The following is a 15,166-nucleotide window of genomic DNA, read 5'->3' on the forward strand; positions in this document are numbered from 1 at the left end:
ACCCAGTTTGATATTGTAAGACCCAGCTATATGCTGGGTCTTTTACTATGAAGATAAGGATGAAAAATTCTATGCAGTTATCATTAAAAGTGGCAATGGCACTGTCTATTTTTGCCAGTACAAACCTCTACGCTGCAACGACTTTAGTGGTTCCAGAAGACGTGAAGTTATTGGCCGTCAACATGGAGAAGCCAGATCTAGAAGGTGGTCTTTTTTCTAGTGAGAAGACAATCGAACTACCTGACGGAACGAATCAAATTGTCTTCAAATATCAACCTACATTCGAAATTAACGAAAACCTTAAGACGGTTTACAGTGATGTAATCGTTGCTAAATTTGATGCTGAAAACGAAAAGCTAACGTTTGAACTGCCAGAGTTTAAAACTCTTCGCCAAGCGCAAAACAACATCTCGCCTCTAGATTGGCAATTACTGGATACCAAAGGCCAACCTATTGCTTTGGTCGAAGATGTATTAGAGTCAGATGGTGTTCAAATTGGTCGTAATTACCCTCAAGAAACTCGTAACTACAATATTGCTGGCGGTATCGCGAGTGTTGCTGTTAGCTATGTAACTGTGAATCAGCATCAACAATCAGTAAGTGATATCGAGCCTCGAGTTGAGACTAGTGATACCCGTTCAACAGCCGCATCGAACGACAGCCCAATGGTTGATGTATTAAAGACGATGTACCAGAAAGCGTCTCCGGCGGAAAAAGAGGCCTTTAAAAACTGGCTTGCTGAGCAGTAATCCCTTAGTTCATTAGATAGGGCTTAACTGAAAAAGTACGAATCTAAAAAGCAGGCTTTAAGCCTGCTTTTATCTTTTCTGCTTATTAGAGAGAGATTTCTCTCCATTCACCAGGCATTAGGTCGTTAAGGACGATATCACCCATCGAATGACGAATGAGGCGCAAGGTAGGGAAGCCAATGTGCGCAGTCATGCGACGCACCTGACGATTTCTTCCTTCAATAATGGTAATGGCTAACCAAGTTGTAGGGATATTTGCTCGAAAACGAACAGGAGGCGTTCTGTCCCAGACTTGTGGTTCTGGAATAACTTCAACTTCGGCTGGTAGAGTCATACCATCTTTTAGCTCTACTCCCTTTCTCAATTTTTCAAGATCTTGCTCCTGAGGAGCGCCATCGACTTGAACCCAATAAGTCTTCGGCGATTTTGACTTTGGCTGCGTTAGCTTCGCCTGCAAGATGCCATCGTTAGTGAGTACCATTAAACCTTCGCTGTCTCGGTCCAATCGGCCAGCCGCATAGACATTTTTGATCGGGATATAGTCCGCTAACGTTTTGCGACCATCGCCATCGGTAAATTGACTGAGCGTATCGTAAGGCTTATTGAAAATAATGACTTTACGATCTTTAGGGGGCACTTTTGGCTTTTGGCTCTTTGTTGGGCGATTAGGGCGGCGGTCTTGCTGAGTACGAGTCTTCGAGCCATTGCGAGCTCCTGAGTGTTTAAAATGGCCCGTTTTAGACTGGTTACGACTGCGACCTTTTTCCTGACCTGTACGAGATGACATGTTAACTACCCTGCAAAAATGTAAATGAACTGTGTTTGAAAGTTTTAAGTTTTCTCATGATCGGATATGATTTGCGCGCCTAAAACTAACAAACGCGCACAGAATGATAGACTAATTCGTGTTATTTGTTTAATTATATCAGTGCACTCATGGATTCAGAGCTTAGAGCTTCAAACTACAACAAAGAGTGCGAACCGCATGTGGCGTTAGTGAGGAGACATGTACTGCTAACGCGCAGCAATGCGTCAATTAAACCAACTCAGACGCTGAGTTGATCAGCCAACAAGTTGATTAAAAAATAGGGAAATTTCATGCCTACAGAAAAACCTACAATTATCTACACCATCACTGATGAAGCGCCGGCGCTAGCAACTTATTCATTACTACCAATCATTCAATCATTCACAGCATCGTCTGGCATCAATGTAGATACTCGTGATATTTCACTAGCAGGTCGAATTATCGCTAACTTCCCAGAGCATCTAAAAGAAGAACAGCGCATTGGCGATGCGTTGACTGAGCTTGGTGAACTAGCTCAAACTCCAGAAGCAAATATCATCAAGCTACCTAACATTTCAGCTTCAGTTCCTCAGCTTAAAGCGGCGATTAAAGAGCTTCAGGCGAAAGGTTACGATTTACCAAACTACCCAGAAGAGCCGAGCACGTACGAAGAGAAAGCGATTAAAGCGGCTTACGACAAAATCAAAGGTAGTGCGGTTAACCCAGTACTTCGTGAAGGTAACTCAGACCGTCGTGCTCCGACTTCGGTTAAGAACTACGCGAAGAAAAACCCACACTCAATGGGTGCATGGTCAGCAGAATCTAAGTCCCATGTTGCGAGCATGTCAGACAATGACTTCTTTGGTAGCGAAAAGTCTACAACTATCTCTGGTGCAACAGAGGTCAAAATCGAGTTTGTCGGTAATGATGGTACAGTTAAAGAGCTTAAGTCTGCGTTCCCATTACTAGATAAAGAAGTCATTGATACTTCAGTAATGAAGAAGAAGGCGTTGGTTGAATTTTTCGAGAAAGAGATTGCTGAAGCGAAAGCACAAGACGTGCTGCTGTCTCTTCATATGAAAGCGACGATGATGAAAGTTTCTGACCCTGTCATTTTCGGCCATGCCGTAAAAGTTTACTACAAAGACGTTTTCGATAAGTACGGTAAGCTGTTTGAAGAGCTAGGTGTTGATGTAAACAATGGCATCGGTGATGTTTACTCAAAAATTGAGTCTCTACCTGAAGCGCAAAAAGCAGAAATTGAAGCGGCCATTCAAGCGGTTTACCAAACTCAACCAGAACTTGCGATGGTTGACTCTGATCGTGGTATCACAAACTTACATGTACCAAGTGACATTATTGTAGATGCTTCTATGCCAGCAATGCTTCGCTCTTCGGGTCAAATGTGGGGACCAGATGGTAAACAAAAAGACACCAAAGCGATGATTCCAGATCGTAGCTACGCAGGTATTTACCAAGCGGTTATTGATTTCTGTAAAGAGCACGGCGCATTTGATCCAACCACTATGGGTAGCGTACCTAACGTTGGTCTAATGGCTCAGAAAGCTGAAGAATATGGTTCTCACGACAAGACATTCATTCTAGACGCTGCGGGTACTGTTCGCGTTGTTGATGCTTCAGGTAACGTACTGTTAGAGCAAGCGGTTGAAGAAGGTGATATCTTCCGTATGTGTCAGGTTAAAGACGCACCAATCCAAGATTGGGTTAAACTAGCAGTGACTCGCGCACGTGCAACAGGTGTTCCAGCTGTATTCTGGCTAGATGAAAACCGCGCGCACGATGCTGAGCTCATCAAGAAAGTAAACGCCTACCTACCAGATCACGATACTGACGGTCTAGAGATTAAGATCCTATCTCCTGTTGAAGCTTGTAAGTACTCACTAGAGCGTATGAAAGCGGGCCTAGATACTATCTCTGTTACAGGTAATGTTCTTCGTGACTACCTAACAGACTTGTTCCCAATTCTCGAGTTAGGTACGTCTGCTAAGATGCTATCTATTGTTCCATTGATGAATGGTGGTGGTCTATTTGAAACAGGCGCTGGTGGTTCTGCTCCTAAGCACGTTCAACAAGTAGAAAAAGAGAATCACCTTCGTTGGGATTCTTTGGGCGAGTTCCTAGCGCTTGCAGCTTCGTTAGAGCATTTAAGTGTAGCGACAAACAATCCTAAGGCTCAGGTTCTCGCAGATACACTAGATAAAGCGACCGGTGAGTTTTTAGACACCAACAAATCTCCGTCACGCAAAGTGGGTGAGCTAGATAACCGTGGAAGCCACTTCTATCTTGCACTTTACTGGGCGAAAGCGCTTTCAGAGCAAACGGATGATGCGGATCTTGCTGCTGAATTTGCACCAATTGCAAAAGCGCTGTCAGAGCAGGAAGAAACGATCGTTGCTGAGCTAAATAATGCGCAAGGCGTGAAAGGTGAGCTAGGAGGTTACTACTTACTAGACGATGCATTGGTTTCTAAATTGATGCGTCCAAGCGAAACCTTTAACGCAATCATTAACAAGTAAGTTAGTGTTAAAAAACACGTCGTTTTCGGCGTGTTTCCTATCCTGTAAGTGCGTTGTAAGTGTTCCTTTTGTAACACGTGCTCTAAATAGTAAGAAACCCGCTATCTTGGCGGGTTTATTTTTCTCTTCAAAACATCAACGTGGTGTTTCGAGAGCAATATTTTTATATTTCGACAGCGCTCTAATTATTTGGCTTGGCCTTCAAGAGGCACGACGCTACTCGCGTGACAGCCTTTGGGACCTTTTTCAATCTCGTAAGAGACTTGTTGGCCTGCTTTCAGTGTACGATAACCGTCCATCTGGATAGTTGAGTAGTGGGCAAAGATATCTCCCTCTTCTTCATCTGAACAAATAAACCCAAATCCTTTGGCATTGTTAAACCACTTTACTGTACCTGTAGCCATGCTTTACATCCCTCATGCATTTTTTACTGATGTTGTTACTGCAACCAAGTTATACCTTTAACTTGGTACTACCATTGTCAGCGAATGCCAACAAACGTCAAATCAATGATAAGTCACATTCATCAAACCACTTAAAGAAGAGAAGTTTCAAAATGATGATTTATGCATCGACACTTTCCACTGTAGTCAATGAATTTCGACAGTCAATAGCAGTGAGCAACAAACAGAAACATAATTGAAAACAAATCACTTTTGAGATTAACAAATTTGCAAACAGTTTTTCGTATATACGCAGAAGTTTAGTCAATTTGCCTATGAAGTGGCTCATACTGAAAAAGCCATACTGTCCGTGTTGCTTATGGGAGAAGAATCCTCTGACTGAATAAAAAATGAAGTTTTCGTGATAATTACCGTATTCTCAATGAGGAAGTGTGATCCAGATAGAAGATGATGGGGTGGTTTGCAATAGTCCAAAAGCAATAAATAGAAAGTTCTTTTATAAGAAAAAATGTGTAACTTATCGACAAGCATCTTTTATTTGCGCCGTATCAAGACGTGCATTAGTCTCTATATTAGGTAGCAACTTTTATCGATCAAAGATCGAATTCGGTGCCATAACTCACTACACCGCGCTGCACGCTTGTGGTAGATTGTTTTTATAGGTCGAAAACATCAACCCTTTGATACGATATCTTTAGATTGCCATGAGTAAAAATTTTGAATGGGTCACTCCGGACTCTGATCTTCTGGAGCGAGAAAGTACGAAAGTCCAGCCACCTAAGCTGTACAATGTCGTACTCAATAATGATGACTATACACCTATGGATTTCGTCATAGAGGTGCTTGAGCGATTTTTCTCACATGATATTGATAAAGCAACTCAAATCATGCTTCAGGTCCACTATGAAGGAAAGGCAATTTGCGGCACATACAGCGCAGAAATTGCCGAAACAAAAGTAGCGCAAGTTACGATGTACGCAAGGGAAAATGAACATCCGCTACTTTGCACTATGGAGCAAGCGTAAACAAAGAAGACTTGCTCGAACAACCCCAGTTGTTTTTTCGGGAGGTACTTATGCTAAATAAAGAACTAGAGTCAAGCCTTAACGGTGCATTTGCTCGGGCGCGAGATAAACGCCACGAGTTTATGACTGTCGAACACCTCCTACTTGCATTGTTGGAAAATGATGCAGCTAAGGAAGCCCTTCTAGCTTGTAAGGCGGATCTTGACGCTTTACGCAACGAACTCGATATTTTCATCGATCAAACTACGCCTCTTATCCCAGATAGTGATGAGACGCGTGAAACGCAGCCGACTTTGAGTTTTCAACGTGTACTACAACGCGCCGTCTTTCATGTACAGTCGTCTGGTCGTAATGAAGTAACAGGCGCCAACGTGCTTGTTGCTATCTTCAGTGAGCAAGAGTCGCATGCCGCTTACCTTCTGAAGAAAAATGACATCTCCCGATTAGATATTGTTAACTTCATCTCCCACGGTATTACTAAAGCATCAGGTGCAGGTGAGGATTCATCATCAGACTCGTTTAGCTCAGAAAGTGTTGAAGAGCCTAATTCTGAAGAACGCTTAGAAAGCTTTGCGACGAATCTTAATCAAGTCGCTAAAGATGGAAACATCGACCCACTCATTGGACGTGATAAAGAGTTAGAGCGCACTATTCAGGTACTTTGTCGACGCCGCAAGAATAATCCACTACTAGTGGGTGAGGCAGGGGTTGGTAAAACAGCCATAGCGGAAGGTCTTGCATGGAGAATTGTCGAAGGGCAGGTCCCTGAGGTTATTCAAAACAGCGTGATTTATTCACTAGATATTGGCTCTTTGCTCGCTGGTACCAAATACCGCGGTGATTTTGAAAAGCGCTTCAAGGCGATTTTGAAACAACTTGAAAAAGAAGAAGATGCCATTTTGTTCATCGATGAAATACATACCATCATCGGTGCAGGCGCGGCATCTGGTGGTCAAGTCGATGCAGCAAATCTTATTAAGCCTCTTTTAAGTAGCGGTAAGTTGCGTTGTATTGGTTCGACGACATACCAAGAATACAGCAACATTTTCGAGAAAGAGCGTGCGTTGTCTCGCCGCTTCCAAAAGATAGACGTTGTAGAGCCCTCATTGGATGATACAACTAAAATCTTGATGGGCTTGAAGCCGAAGTACGAAGCTCACCATGAAGTACGTTATACCAATAAAGCACTGCGTGCCGCGGTAGAACTGTCGGCTAAATACATTAATGAACGCCATCTACCAGATAAGGCCATTGATGTCATTGATGAAGCTGGTGCTCGTAGTCGTCTTGCTCCTGCAAGCCGTCGTAAAAAAACGGTCGGAGTGGCTGATATCGAATCAATGGTTGCCAAAATGGCGCGAATTCCAGAGAAGTCGGTTTCTTCTTCAGATAAAGACATTTTGAAAAACTTAGATAGCAAAATGAAGATGTTGGTATTCGGTCAAGATAATGCGATTGATGCATTGTCCGAGGCGATCAAGCTGACACGTGCAGGTTTAGGTGTAGACAACAAACCTGTTGGTTCATTCTTGTTTGCAGGCCCAACAGGGGTTGGTAAAACAGAGGTGACGGTGCAGTTATCTAAGCTTCTAGGTATCGAGCTACTTCGTTTTGATATGTCTGAGTATGGTGAGCGTCACTCCGTAAGTCGCTTAATTGGTGCGCCTCCTGGTTATGTCGGTTATGACCAAGGTGGTTTGCTAACCGATGCTGTTATTAAGCATCCACACTCGGTCGTATTACTTGATGAGATTGAAAAAGCGCACCCTGATATCTTTAACCTGTTGTTGCAAGTCATGGATAACGGTACGCTAACGGACAACAATGGTCGCAAAGCAGACTTCCGTAATGTCATTCTTGTTATGACAACTAACGCAGGTGTGGCGGAAACCGAGAAGAAATCAATTGGTTTGATTCAACAAGACAACAGTCACGATGCAATGGCGGAAATTAAGAAGGTGTTTACTCCTGAGTTCCGTAACCGTCTTGATAACATCATCTGGTTTAACAGCCTTGATGAAAGCGTTATCCATCAAGTGGTTGATAAGTTCATTGTTGAACTGCAAGTGCAACTTGATGCGAGAGGCGTTTCAATGGAAGTATCGCAAGACGCTCGCCATTGGTTAGCACATAAAGGTTATGACAAAGCTATGGGGGCTCGCCCAATGGGGCGTGTTATCCAAGAACAGCTTAAGAAGCCTTTGGCTAACGAACTGTTGTTTGGATCTTTAGTTGACGGCGGTACAGTGAAAGTAACGCTGGTCAACGATACGCTTGAGTTTGAATACTTAAGTGAGAAAGAGACAGCGATGCATTAATCGTTAGTCGGTAACAAACGCAAAAGCGCACGAGAAGATCGTGCGCTTTTTTATCTGAACTAAATCGGAAAAAATTGTGCAATAAAAAACGGAGCAGCTTGCTCCGTTTTTTATTGCATCCGAAAATCAGAGATTAACGAGCGCGGAAGACGATGCGGCCTTTTGACAGGTCGTATGGAGTCATCTCTACAGTTACTTTGTCACCCGTTAGGATACGGATGTAGTTCTTACGCATCTTGCCAGAGATGTGAGCAGTCACAACGTGACCGTTTTCAAGTTCAACACGGAACATAGTGTTTGGTAGAGTGTCAAGGACTGTGCCTTGCATCTCGATTACGTCTTCTTTAGCCATTTAATCCTCTTTAGAAATTAGGCAATATTAGCGGGCTATATTCTGCCGCTAAATAGTAATTATGTAAAGTTGAGGCGTATTCTACCCTCGCCAACGCTGATTTACTAGCCTTTGGTGGCGTTGAAAGCGTGTTTTGTAGCTCATTGCTGGGCACTCATCAATCTGATATCCCAAATATAGCCACTGTTGTTTGTTTTCTTGGCAGTATTTAATTTGATAAAGCACCGCTAATGTCCCAAGAGATAACTCGTAGTCAGGGTCAAAGAAAGTATAAAAAGCACTCGAGCATTGTGGCATCAAATCTGTCACTGCAATGGCGAGCAATTGATCTGATTCATCGTAAATGTGTAAAAACGACGTTGTCAGCCAGCTGGTTTGAGCAAATCGAGCAAACTCATCACGCTTTGGTGGGTACATAGTGCCGTTTTTATGCCGTTTGCAGATGTACCGACTGTAAAGCTCAAACCATTCCTCATCCATTTCAGGTTTCATTTCCCAGCGTAAAGACTGTGCTTTATTAAGCAGCCTCTTCTGACTTTTTGATAGTCTAACGTCTGGAATCGAGACTCGAATTGGCTGGCAAGCGGTGCAATGCTCGCAATGCGGTTTATATATGGTATCTCCGCTACGACGAAAACCGTTAGCCATGAGCAACTGGTAATTTTCTTCAGTATGCAGCCTTTCATCAAGCGCCACCGCAACCCGCTCTTGCCGTTCAGGCAAATAACTACAAGGGTGATTATTCGTCAACCCTATTCGAATATGTTGTATATCCGTACTCATACTGAATCCTGCAAAACTTGGGGCTGATAGGCATCAAATAGTGTTTGCTTTTCTCTTAAAGATAGTAGTTTTTGCATAAATTCGTCACGCTCAAGTTCAAATGCGCCAAGTGATGCCAAGTGAGAATTCATAACTTGGCAATCGATTAATTGACCTTGCTTTGACGCCAAATGGTTGCATAAGTACCACAATGCAATTTTGGATGCGTTATCTTTTAGGCTAAACATCGACTCCCCGCAAAAAAGTTGGCCCACGCAGATGCCATATAGTCCGCCAATCAGGTTGTTGTCATGCCATACTTCTACAGAGTGACAGTGACCAAGTTTGGCTAACTCAATGTAGGAAGTTTGCATTTCCTCGTTGAGCCATGTTTCCTCTGCAGGGCGTGTTGAAGAACATAGTCTAATCACTTCTTCTGTCGCGAAATTGAGTGTTACTTTATAGTTATGTTTACGCTGAAATTTTTTGAGACTTTTAGATGGCTTAAACTGCAATGGGTCAAACACAGCGCGCGGAGAAGGGCTCCACCATAAAATAGGTTCACCAGGACCATACCAAGGGAAAATGCCTTGATAGTAACCATTGAGGATTCTCATGGGGTTTAAGTCACCACCAAAAGCCAGCAAACCATTGGGGTCGCTGAGTGCTTTATAGGGTGAGGGAAAGTTGAACGTTTCATCGAGTTCAGTTAAATAAATAGCCATAAGAAGTCGTTACCAACATTGGAGTCAGAGGAGTTTATGATGACCTGGTTAAGAAATATCGTAAAAGTATGGCTTGGGATCATACTGTTTTTACCACTTGTCGCCAACGCAGCCTATGAAAGAAATGTTGCCAAGCCAGTTAATGAAGTAGTTTACGGGAAGATTGACTCTGTCCGTTATATTACTCAACAAGAGGTTGTTCAATCGAAAAGTAACGGTTGGAAGACACTACTTGGTGCCACTATCGGTGGTTTAGTCGGTAATCAATTTGGTGGCGGTACGGGAAGAGAAGTCGCGACGGCAGTGGGTGCGCTTGCAGGTGCCGCAGTTGCTCAAAACCAAAGTAATTACCAATACACGGTTGAATATAAGTTAGTTGAGCTACTCATCAAAGTGAAGGGTGATAAGCTAATTAATGTCATCCAAGATGTTGATAAAAATATGTTATTTAGTCGAGGGGATGAAGTTCGTATTTTATATTTTGATGATGGAGTCAGGGTTGATATCACTTATTAACCCTAGGTTGTTTTAGTCTAACGAAGCCTAATCAGGCATGTACAGTCGGGCTGGCTTATCGTCAAATAAAGTCGAAATTGTTTGCTGTTTCGCCGTGCTTCTTTCGCTCTGATTTACATCGCTGGCAATGCCTTTAATTCTGTATCTTTAGGCTGCTTGAGGATATTCATAAATTAGCGCCGATTTACTCTGGTTTTGTCGTGTTTTTTTGGGTAGTCTGAATTCACGAAGAATTGTTTAGCCCTCATAAAAAATCGTATGTTGAGGGCACAAAGGATTATCAACTTTTAATGGAAAGCCTAACGTTACAACCTATCAATAAAATTCAAGGGGAAGTGAACCTTCCTGGCTCTAAAAGTGTTTCTAATCGAGCTCTTTTACTTGCTGCTCTTGCTAAAGGCAGAACTCGCCTTACTAATCTCCTCGACAGTGATGATATTCGTCATATGCTGAATGCGCTGACTAAACTAGGCGTTCAATACCAACTTTCCGAAGATAAAACAGAATGTCTCGTTGACGGCCTTGGGCGTCCGTTTTCTGTCTCAGAGCCGGTAGAGTTATTTCTCGGCAATGCTGGCACTGCGATGCGACCATTAGCTGCGGCTCTTTGTCTTGGAGAAGGGGAGTATGTACTGACGGGCGAACCTCGTATGAAAGAGCGTCCAATTGGTCACCTTGTCACGGCACTGAAAGATGCTGGTGCGAACGTTGAGTACATGGAAAACGAGAACTTTCCGCCTCTCAAAATAATTGGTACTGGCCTAAAAGCAGGTACAGTTTCTATCGATGGGTCCATTTCAAGTCAGTTCTTGACCGCTTTCTTAATGTCTGCGCCATTGGCTGAAGGTGAAATTCGCATCAACATCGAAGGCGATTTGGTTTCTAAGCCTTATATCGATATCACCCTGCATATCATGAAGCAGTTTGGAGTCGATGTGATCAACAATGACTATCAAGAGTTTGTGATCCCAGCCGGTCAGCAATACATCGCTCCAAGTGATTTCTTGGTTGAAGGTGACGCGTCTTCTGCTTCTTACTTCTTGGCGGCGGCAGCCATCAAAGGTGGAGAAGTTAAAGTCACGGGTATCGGTAAAAACAGCATTCAAGGTGATATTCAATTTGCTGATGCGCTTGAAAAAATGGGTGCAGAAATTGAATGGGGTGATGACTACGTAATTTCTCGTGTTGGTCAATTAAAAGGCATTGATATGGATTACAACCATATCCCTGATGCAGCAATGACCATCGCGACAACAGCGCTATTTGCCGAAGGCACTACCGCTATTCGTAACGTTTATAACTGGCGTGTAAAAGAAACAGACCGTTTATCAGCTATGGCGACTGAGTTACGTAAAGTTGGTGCGGAAGTGGAAGAAGGGGAAGACTACATCATCGTCAAACCTGTCTCTCAGTTAAAGCATGCTGCGATTGATACTTACGATGATCATCGTATGGCGATGTGTTTTTCGCTGGTGGCACTTAGTGATACACCTGTGACGATTAATGATCCAAAGTGTACGTCGAAAACGTTCCCTGACTACTTCGACAAACTTAAGGCTTTAAGCTGCTAAATATTCTGACCTAAAATAGGAAAGCCAGAGTGAATAACACTCTGGCTTTTTTGTTTCCCAATACTATTTAACCAGCGTAAATTCCTTAGAAAGGTGATGCGCTAAGTATTTGAACATATTGAATACTGCAGTCGTATTTGAAGTTGGTAAACCTTTGTCATCAAGGAAGTATTCACCTTTAAAAACTAAAACACCTTCTTTTTCTTCTACACTTGTTGCTCGCATTCCCTCGATGTAATCATCGTGCTCTTGGATGATTTGGTTAGCGATCAAAAGAAGGTCGAACTCTTCGATAAGCGTTCTATCAGACATATTCTTTCTACCATTCTATTCAGTTAAGAACGCTGAGTATACCTACAACTAAAATGGGTTTGCATGATTAATTCAGTCAATCGTTCAGTAAGACTAAACAGATCAATTTTTAGAGTGTAAATATGATGCGGAGGAAGATGGCAGAGTATTGAACGAAACTATTTTGTGATGGGTAACAAAATTTATTGCATTGGATTAGCGGATGCTAAGTTTGCCTGTTTAGATATGCCGCTCAATACCTTTCAGAACCCTGTCTCTTTGAAGTATAAAGACGATGAATTGTCAACCAATCGGATCTGAATTTCAAAAAAGCAGTTGATCTTCTTTTCATCTCGCACAATAGTAAAAAAAGAAGCAATGAAATAGAACATTATGCGGGTGGCCTTTAAACAAGGTTTCTACCCGCATTATTATGAAGGACGTTAGAGTCAGTTATGGGTAAATCACTCGTTATAGTGGAGTCACCAGCCAAGGCAAAGACGATAAATAAGTACCTTGGTAAAGACTTTATTGTTAAGTCTAGTGTTGGTCATGTGCGTGATCTGCCTACGGCCGGTCAAAGCACTGGTGAGAAAAAAGCCGCAGCCATCTCAACTAAAGGGATGAGTCCGGAAGAGAAAGCGCGCGTTAAAAAAGAGAAAGACCGCAAAGCGTTGATCAAAAAGATGGGGATTAACCCATATCATGACTGGGAAGCGAATTACCAAATCCTTCCAGGCAAAGAAAAAGTTGTCAACGAACTACAAAAACTCGCCAAAGACGCAGATTGCGTTTATCTCGCAACCGATTTGGACCGCGAAGGGGAAGCAATCGCATGGCACCTTCGTGAGATCATCGGTGGCGATGAAGAGCGATACAAACGTGTAGTTTTTAACGAAATTACGAAAAACGCGATCCAACAAGCTTTCCAGACACCTGGTGAGCTGAACATGGATGGTGTAAATGCCCAACAAGCACGTCGCTTCATGGACCGTGTCGTTGGTTTTATGGTTTCACCTCTACTTTGGAAAAAAGTGGCTCGTGGCTTATCTGCTGGTCGAGTGCAGTCTGTTGCGGTGAAACTGTTAGTTGAGCGTGAGCGTGAGATTAACGCGTTTGTACCAGAAGAGTTCTGGGACATTCATGCGAATACGAAAACGAAAGACAAAGCGGACTTTAAACTGCTTGTTGCTCAGAAAGACGGTTCTGCGTTTAAGCCAGTTAATGAGGCAGAAACCAAAGCAGCGATGTCTGTACTTGAGAATGCAAGTTACGAAGTATGTAAGCGTGAAGACCGCCCTACAAAGAGCAAGCCTTCAGCACCTTACATCACCTCTACGCTTCAACAGGCAGCGAGTACACGTCTGGGCTACGGCGTGAAAAAGACCATGATGCTAGCTCAGCGCCTCTATGAGGCCGGTTACATCACTTATATGCGTACTGACTCGACTAACCTAAGTGCCGAGGCTGTGGACGCTGTACGTGACTTTATTGGTTCTGAGTTTGGTGATAAGTACCTGCCAGCGAAACCATTGACGTACGGTAGCAAAGAAGGGGCACAGGAAGCGCACGAAGCGATCCGTCCTTCAAATGTGGGTGTTAAGGCGGAAGACCTGCAAGGTGTCGATGCTGATGCGCACAAACTTTACGCTTTGATTTGGAATCAGTTTGTAGCGTGTCAAATGACGCCAGCAGAATACGATTCAACAACCATCAGTGTAAAAGCGGCAGAATACACGCTTAAAGCGAAAGGCCGTATCCTTAAATTTGACGGCTGGACTCGTGTACAGCGTCCAATGGGCAAAAACGAGGATACAATCCTTCCTGCGGTACAACTTGGCGATAAGCTAAGCTTAGAGTCACTTGACCCTAAACAGCACTTTACAAAGCCACCTGCGCGCTACACTGAAGCAGCACTGGTTAAAGAGCTAGAGAAACGAGGTATTGGTCGTCCGTCGACTTACGCATCGATCATTTCTACGATTCAAGATCGTGGCTACGTGAAAGTTGATCAGCGCCGTTTCTACGCTGAAAAAATGGGTGAAATTGTTACTGACCGCCTTGATGACAGCTTTAACGATTTGATGAACTACGACTTTACTGCGCGTATGGAACAGAAATTGGACCAAATCGCTGAAGGTGAAGTGAACTGGAAAGCTGTGTTAGACAACTTCTTTGCTGATTTTACTGGCGATCTTGAAAAAGCGGAGCTGGATGAGTCAGAAGGCGGTATGAAGTTAAACCACATCGTCATGACGGATATCGAGTGTCCGACGTGTAGCCGTCCAATGGGCATCCGTACTGCTTCAACAGGTGTATTCTTAGGCTGTTCAGGTTACGCGTTACCACCAAAAGAGCGTTGTAAGACAACCATCAACTTGGGTGACGAAGAAGGTATTATTAACGTTCTAGAAGAAGACGTTGAAACCGCAGCTCTTCGTGCTAAAAAGCGTTGTCCGATCTGTGAAACAGCGATGGACGCATACCTGATTGATGACAAGCGTAAGATGCATGTTTGTGGTAATAACCCGAACTGTGAAGGCTACCTTGTTGAATACGGCGAGTTCAAAGTAAAAGGCTACGATGGTCCAGTTGTTGAATGTGACAAATGTGGCTCTGATATGGTGCTTAAGAACGGTCGCTTTGGTAAATACATGGATTGTACGAGCGAAACGTGCAAGAACACTCGTAAGATCTTGAAGAATGGCGAAGTCGCGCCCCCGAAAGAAGATCCTGTTCATTTCCCCGAGTTGCCATGTGAAAACTCAGATGCGTATTTCGTACTTCGTGATGGTGCTTCAGGTCTATTTATGGCGGCAAGCAACTTCCCTAAATCGCGCGAGACACGTGCTCCTTTGGTTGCTGAACTGGCGCGTTTTGAAGAGCGTTTACCTGAGAAGTTCAAATACCTAGCAACTGCGCCGCAAGAAGATCCTGATGGTCGTCCTGCTGTTGTACGCTTTAGCCGTAAAACAAAAGAGAACTACGTTCGTTCGGAAGAGAACGGTAAGCCAAGTGGTTGGACAGCGCTCTTTGTTGACGGTAAGTGGGAAGTCACTGATAAGCGTAAAAAAGCGAAAGCATAAAAACGTACGATCTAAGTAATGTAAAAAGGCAGCGATATCGCTG

13 protein-coding genes are annotated in these 15,166 nt (G+C 43.4%); 7 read left to right on the forward strand and 6 right to left on the reverse strand.

Going from position 1 to position 15,166, the window contains the following annotated elements:
- The first annotated feature begins 71 nt into the window (after positions 1–71).
- Positions 72–749, forward strand: coding sequence for a DUF2057 family protein (locus MTF70_RS09945; RefSeq protein WP_017820027.1), 678 nt, complete (start codon positions 72–74; stop codon positions 747–749).
- A gap of 85 nt (positions 750–834) precedes the next feature.
- Here the strand turns inward: MTF70_RS09945 and MTF70_RS09950 are convergent, their stop codons facing one another.
- Positions 835–1,536, reverse strand: a complete 702-nt coding sequence (locus MTF70_RS09950; protein ID WP_042522115.1) for a pseudouridine synthase — start codon at positions 1,534–1,536, stop codon at positions 835–837.
- Between the two features lie 311 nt (positions 1,537–1,847).
- Between MTF70_RS09950 and MTF70_RS09955 the strand changes: the two genes are divergently transcribed.
- The gene (locus tag MTF70_RS09955; protein WP_005378404.1) at positions 1,848–4,073 is read left to right on the forward strand and encodes an NADP-dependent isocitrate dehydrogenase; all 2,226 of its coding nucleotides are present in this window, start codon (positions 1,848–1,850) and stop codon (positions 4,071–4,073) included.
- A gap of 185 nt (positions 4,074–4,258) precedes the next feature.
- Here the strand turns inward: MTF70_RS09955 and cspD are convergent, their stop codons facing one another.
- Positions 4,259–4,477, reverse strand: coding sequence for a cold shock domain-containing protein CspD (gene cspD / locus MTF70_RS09960; RefSeq protein ID WP_005378407.1), 219 nt, complete (start codon positions 4,475–4,477; stop codon positions 4,259–4,261).
- A gap of 704 nt (positions 4,478–5,181) precedes the next feature.
- On the opposite strand from cspD, the gene clpS reads away from it, so the two are divergent.
- Positions 5,182–5,502, forward strand: a complete 321-nt coding sequence (clpS, locus tag MTF70_RS09965) for an ATP-dependent Clp protease adapter ClpS (protein WP_005378419.1) — start codon at positions 5,182–5,184, stop codon at positions 5,500–5,502.
- A gap of 50 nt (positions 5,503–5,552) precedes the next feature.
- The gene (gene clpA, locus MTF70_RS09970) at positions 5,553–7,820 is read left to right on the forward strand and encodes an ATP-dependent Clp protease ATP-binding subunit ClpA (protein WP_005387879.1); all 2,268 of its coding nucleotides are present in this window, start codon (positions 5,553–5,555) and stop codon (positions 7,818–7,820) included.
- Between the two features lie 133 nt (positions 7,821–7,953).
- On the opposite strand, the gene infA is transcribed toward clpA, so the two are convergent.
- From infA to aat, 3 genes are all read right to left on the reverse strand, one after another.
- Complete coding sequence (gene infA, locus MTF70_RS09975; RefSeq protein WP_001040192.1) at positions 7,954–8,172, reverse strand: translation initiation factor IF-1; 219 nt, start codon at positions 8,170–8,172, stop codon at positions 7,954–7,956.
- Positions 8,173–8,253: 81 nt separating this feature from the next.
- The gene (locus MTF70_RS09980) at positions 8,254–8,955 is read right to left on the reverse strand and encodes an arginyltransferase (protein WP_005378346.1); all 702 of its coding nucleotides are present in this window, start codon (positions 8,953–8,955) and stop codon (positions 8,254–8,256) included.
- Positions 8,952–9,659: a leucyl/phenylalanyl-tRNA--protein transferase gene (aat, locus tag MTF70_RS09985; RefSeq protein ID WP_005378347.1), complete on the reverse strand. Its 708-nt coding sequence runs from the start codon at positions 9,657–9,659 to the stop codon at positions 8,952–8,954. Before aat ends, MTF70_RS09980 begins: the two co-directional genes overlap by 4 nt.
- Positions 9,660–9,698: 39 nt before the next feature.
- On the opposite strand from aat, the gene MTF70_RS09990 reads away from it, so the two are divergent.
- Together MTF70_RS09990 and aroA are read left to right on the forward strand one after the other, a co-directional pair.
- A complete protein-coding gene (locus MTF70_RS09990; RefSeq protein ID WP_005378348.1) occupies positions 9,699–10,175 on the forward strand; it encodes a glycine zipper 2TM domain-containing protein in 477 nt (158 codons plus the stop codon).
- A gap of 290 nt (positions 10,176–10,465) precedes the next feature.
- Positions 10,466–11,746 (forward strand): 3-phosphoshikimate 1-carboxyvinyltransferase, encoded by a 1,281-nt coding sequence (gene aroA, locus MTF70_RS09995; RefSeq protein ID WP_042522114.1) that lies wholly within the window; start codon positions 10,466–10,468, stop codon positions 11,744–11,746.
- Positions 11,747–11,809: 63 nt separating this feature from the next.
- On the opposite strand, the gene MTF70_RS10000 is transcribed toward aroA, so the two are convergent.
- On the reverse strand, positions 11,810–12,058 hold the full coding sequence (locus tag MTF70_RS10000) for a YciN family protein (RefSeq protein WP_042522113.1): 249 nt from the start codon (positions 12,056–12,058) through the stop codon (positions 11,810–11,812).
- 434 nt (positions 12,059–12,492) lie between these two features.
- On the opposite strand from MTF70_RS10000, the gene topA reads away from it, so the two are divergent.
- Positions 12,493–15,123 carry a type I DNA topoisomerase gene (gene topA, locus MTF70_RS10005; RefSeq protein WP_005378351.1) on the forward strand — a complete coding sequence of 877 codons (2,631 nt, stop codon included), beginning with the start codon at positions 12,493–12,495 and terminating at the stop codon, positions 15,121–15,123.
- The last annotated feature ends 43 nt before the right edge of the window (positions 15,124–15,166 follow it).

The organism is Vibrio sp. 2CM40D (genome assembly GCF_023161825.1).
Classification (GTDB): Bacteria; Pseudomonadota; Gammaproteobacteria; order Enterobacterales; family Vibrionaceae; genus Vibrio; species Vibrio alginolyticus.

Bases quoted from the DNA above. Each gene is read 5' to 3' on its own strand.
- MTF70_RS09945 (WP_017820027.1), top strand. From the start codon at position 72: ATGCAGTTATCATTAAAAGTGGCAATGGCACTGTCTATTTTTGCCAGT.
- MTF70_RS09950 (WP_042522115.1), bottom strand. From the start codon at position 1,536: ATGTCATCTCGTACAGGTCAGGAAAAAGGTCGCAGTCGTAACCAGTCT.
- MTF70_RS09955 (WP_005378404.1), top strand. From the start codon at position 1,848: ATGCCTACAGAAAAACCTACAATTATCTACACCATCACTGATGAAGCG.
- cspD (WP_005378407.1), bottom strand. From the start codon at position 4,477: ATGGCTACAGGTACAGTAAAGTGGTTTAACAATGCCAAAGGATTTGGG.
- clpS (WP_005378419.1), top strand. From the start codon at position 5,182: ATGAGTAAAAATTTTGAATGGGTCACTCCGGACTCTGATCTTCTGGAG.
- clpA (WP_005387879.1), top strand. From the start codon at position 5,553: ATGCTAAATAAAGAACTAGAGTCAAGCCTTAACGGTGCATTTGCTCGG.
- infA (WP_001040192.1), bottom strand. From the start codon at position 8,172: ATGGCTAAAGAAGACGTAATCGAGATGCAAGGCACAGTCCTTGACACT.
- MTF70_RS09980 (WP_005378346.1), bottom strand. From the start codon at position 8,955: ATGAGTACGGATATACAACATATTCGAATAGGGTTGACGAATAATCAC.
- aat (WP_005378347.1), bottom strand. From the start codon at position 9,659: ATGGCTATTTATTTAACTGAACTCGATGAAACGTTCAACTTTCCCTCA.
- MTF70_RS09990 (WP_005378348.1), top strand. From the start codon at position 9,699: ATGACCTGGTTAAGAAATATCGTAAAAGTATGGCTTGGGATCATACTG.
- aroA (WP_042522114.1), top strand. From the start codon at position 10,466: ATGGAAAGCCTAACGTTACAACCTATCAATAAAATTCAAGGGGAAGTG.
- MTF70_RS10000 (WP_042522113.1), bottom strand. From the start codon at position 12,058: ATGTCTGATAGAACGCTTATCGAAGAGTTCGACCTTCTTTTGATCGCT.
- topA (WP_005378351.1), top strand. From the start codon at position 12,493: ATGGGTAAATCACTCGTTATAGTGGAGTCACCAGCCAAGGCAAAGACG.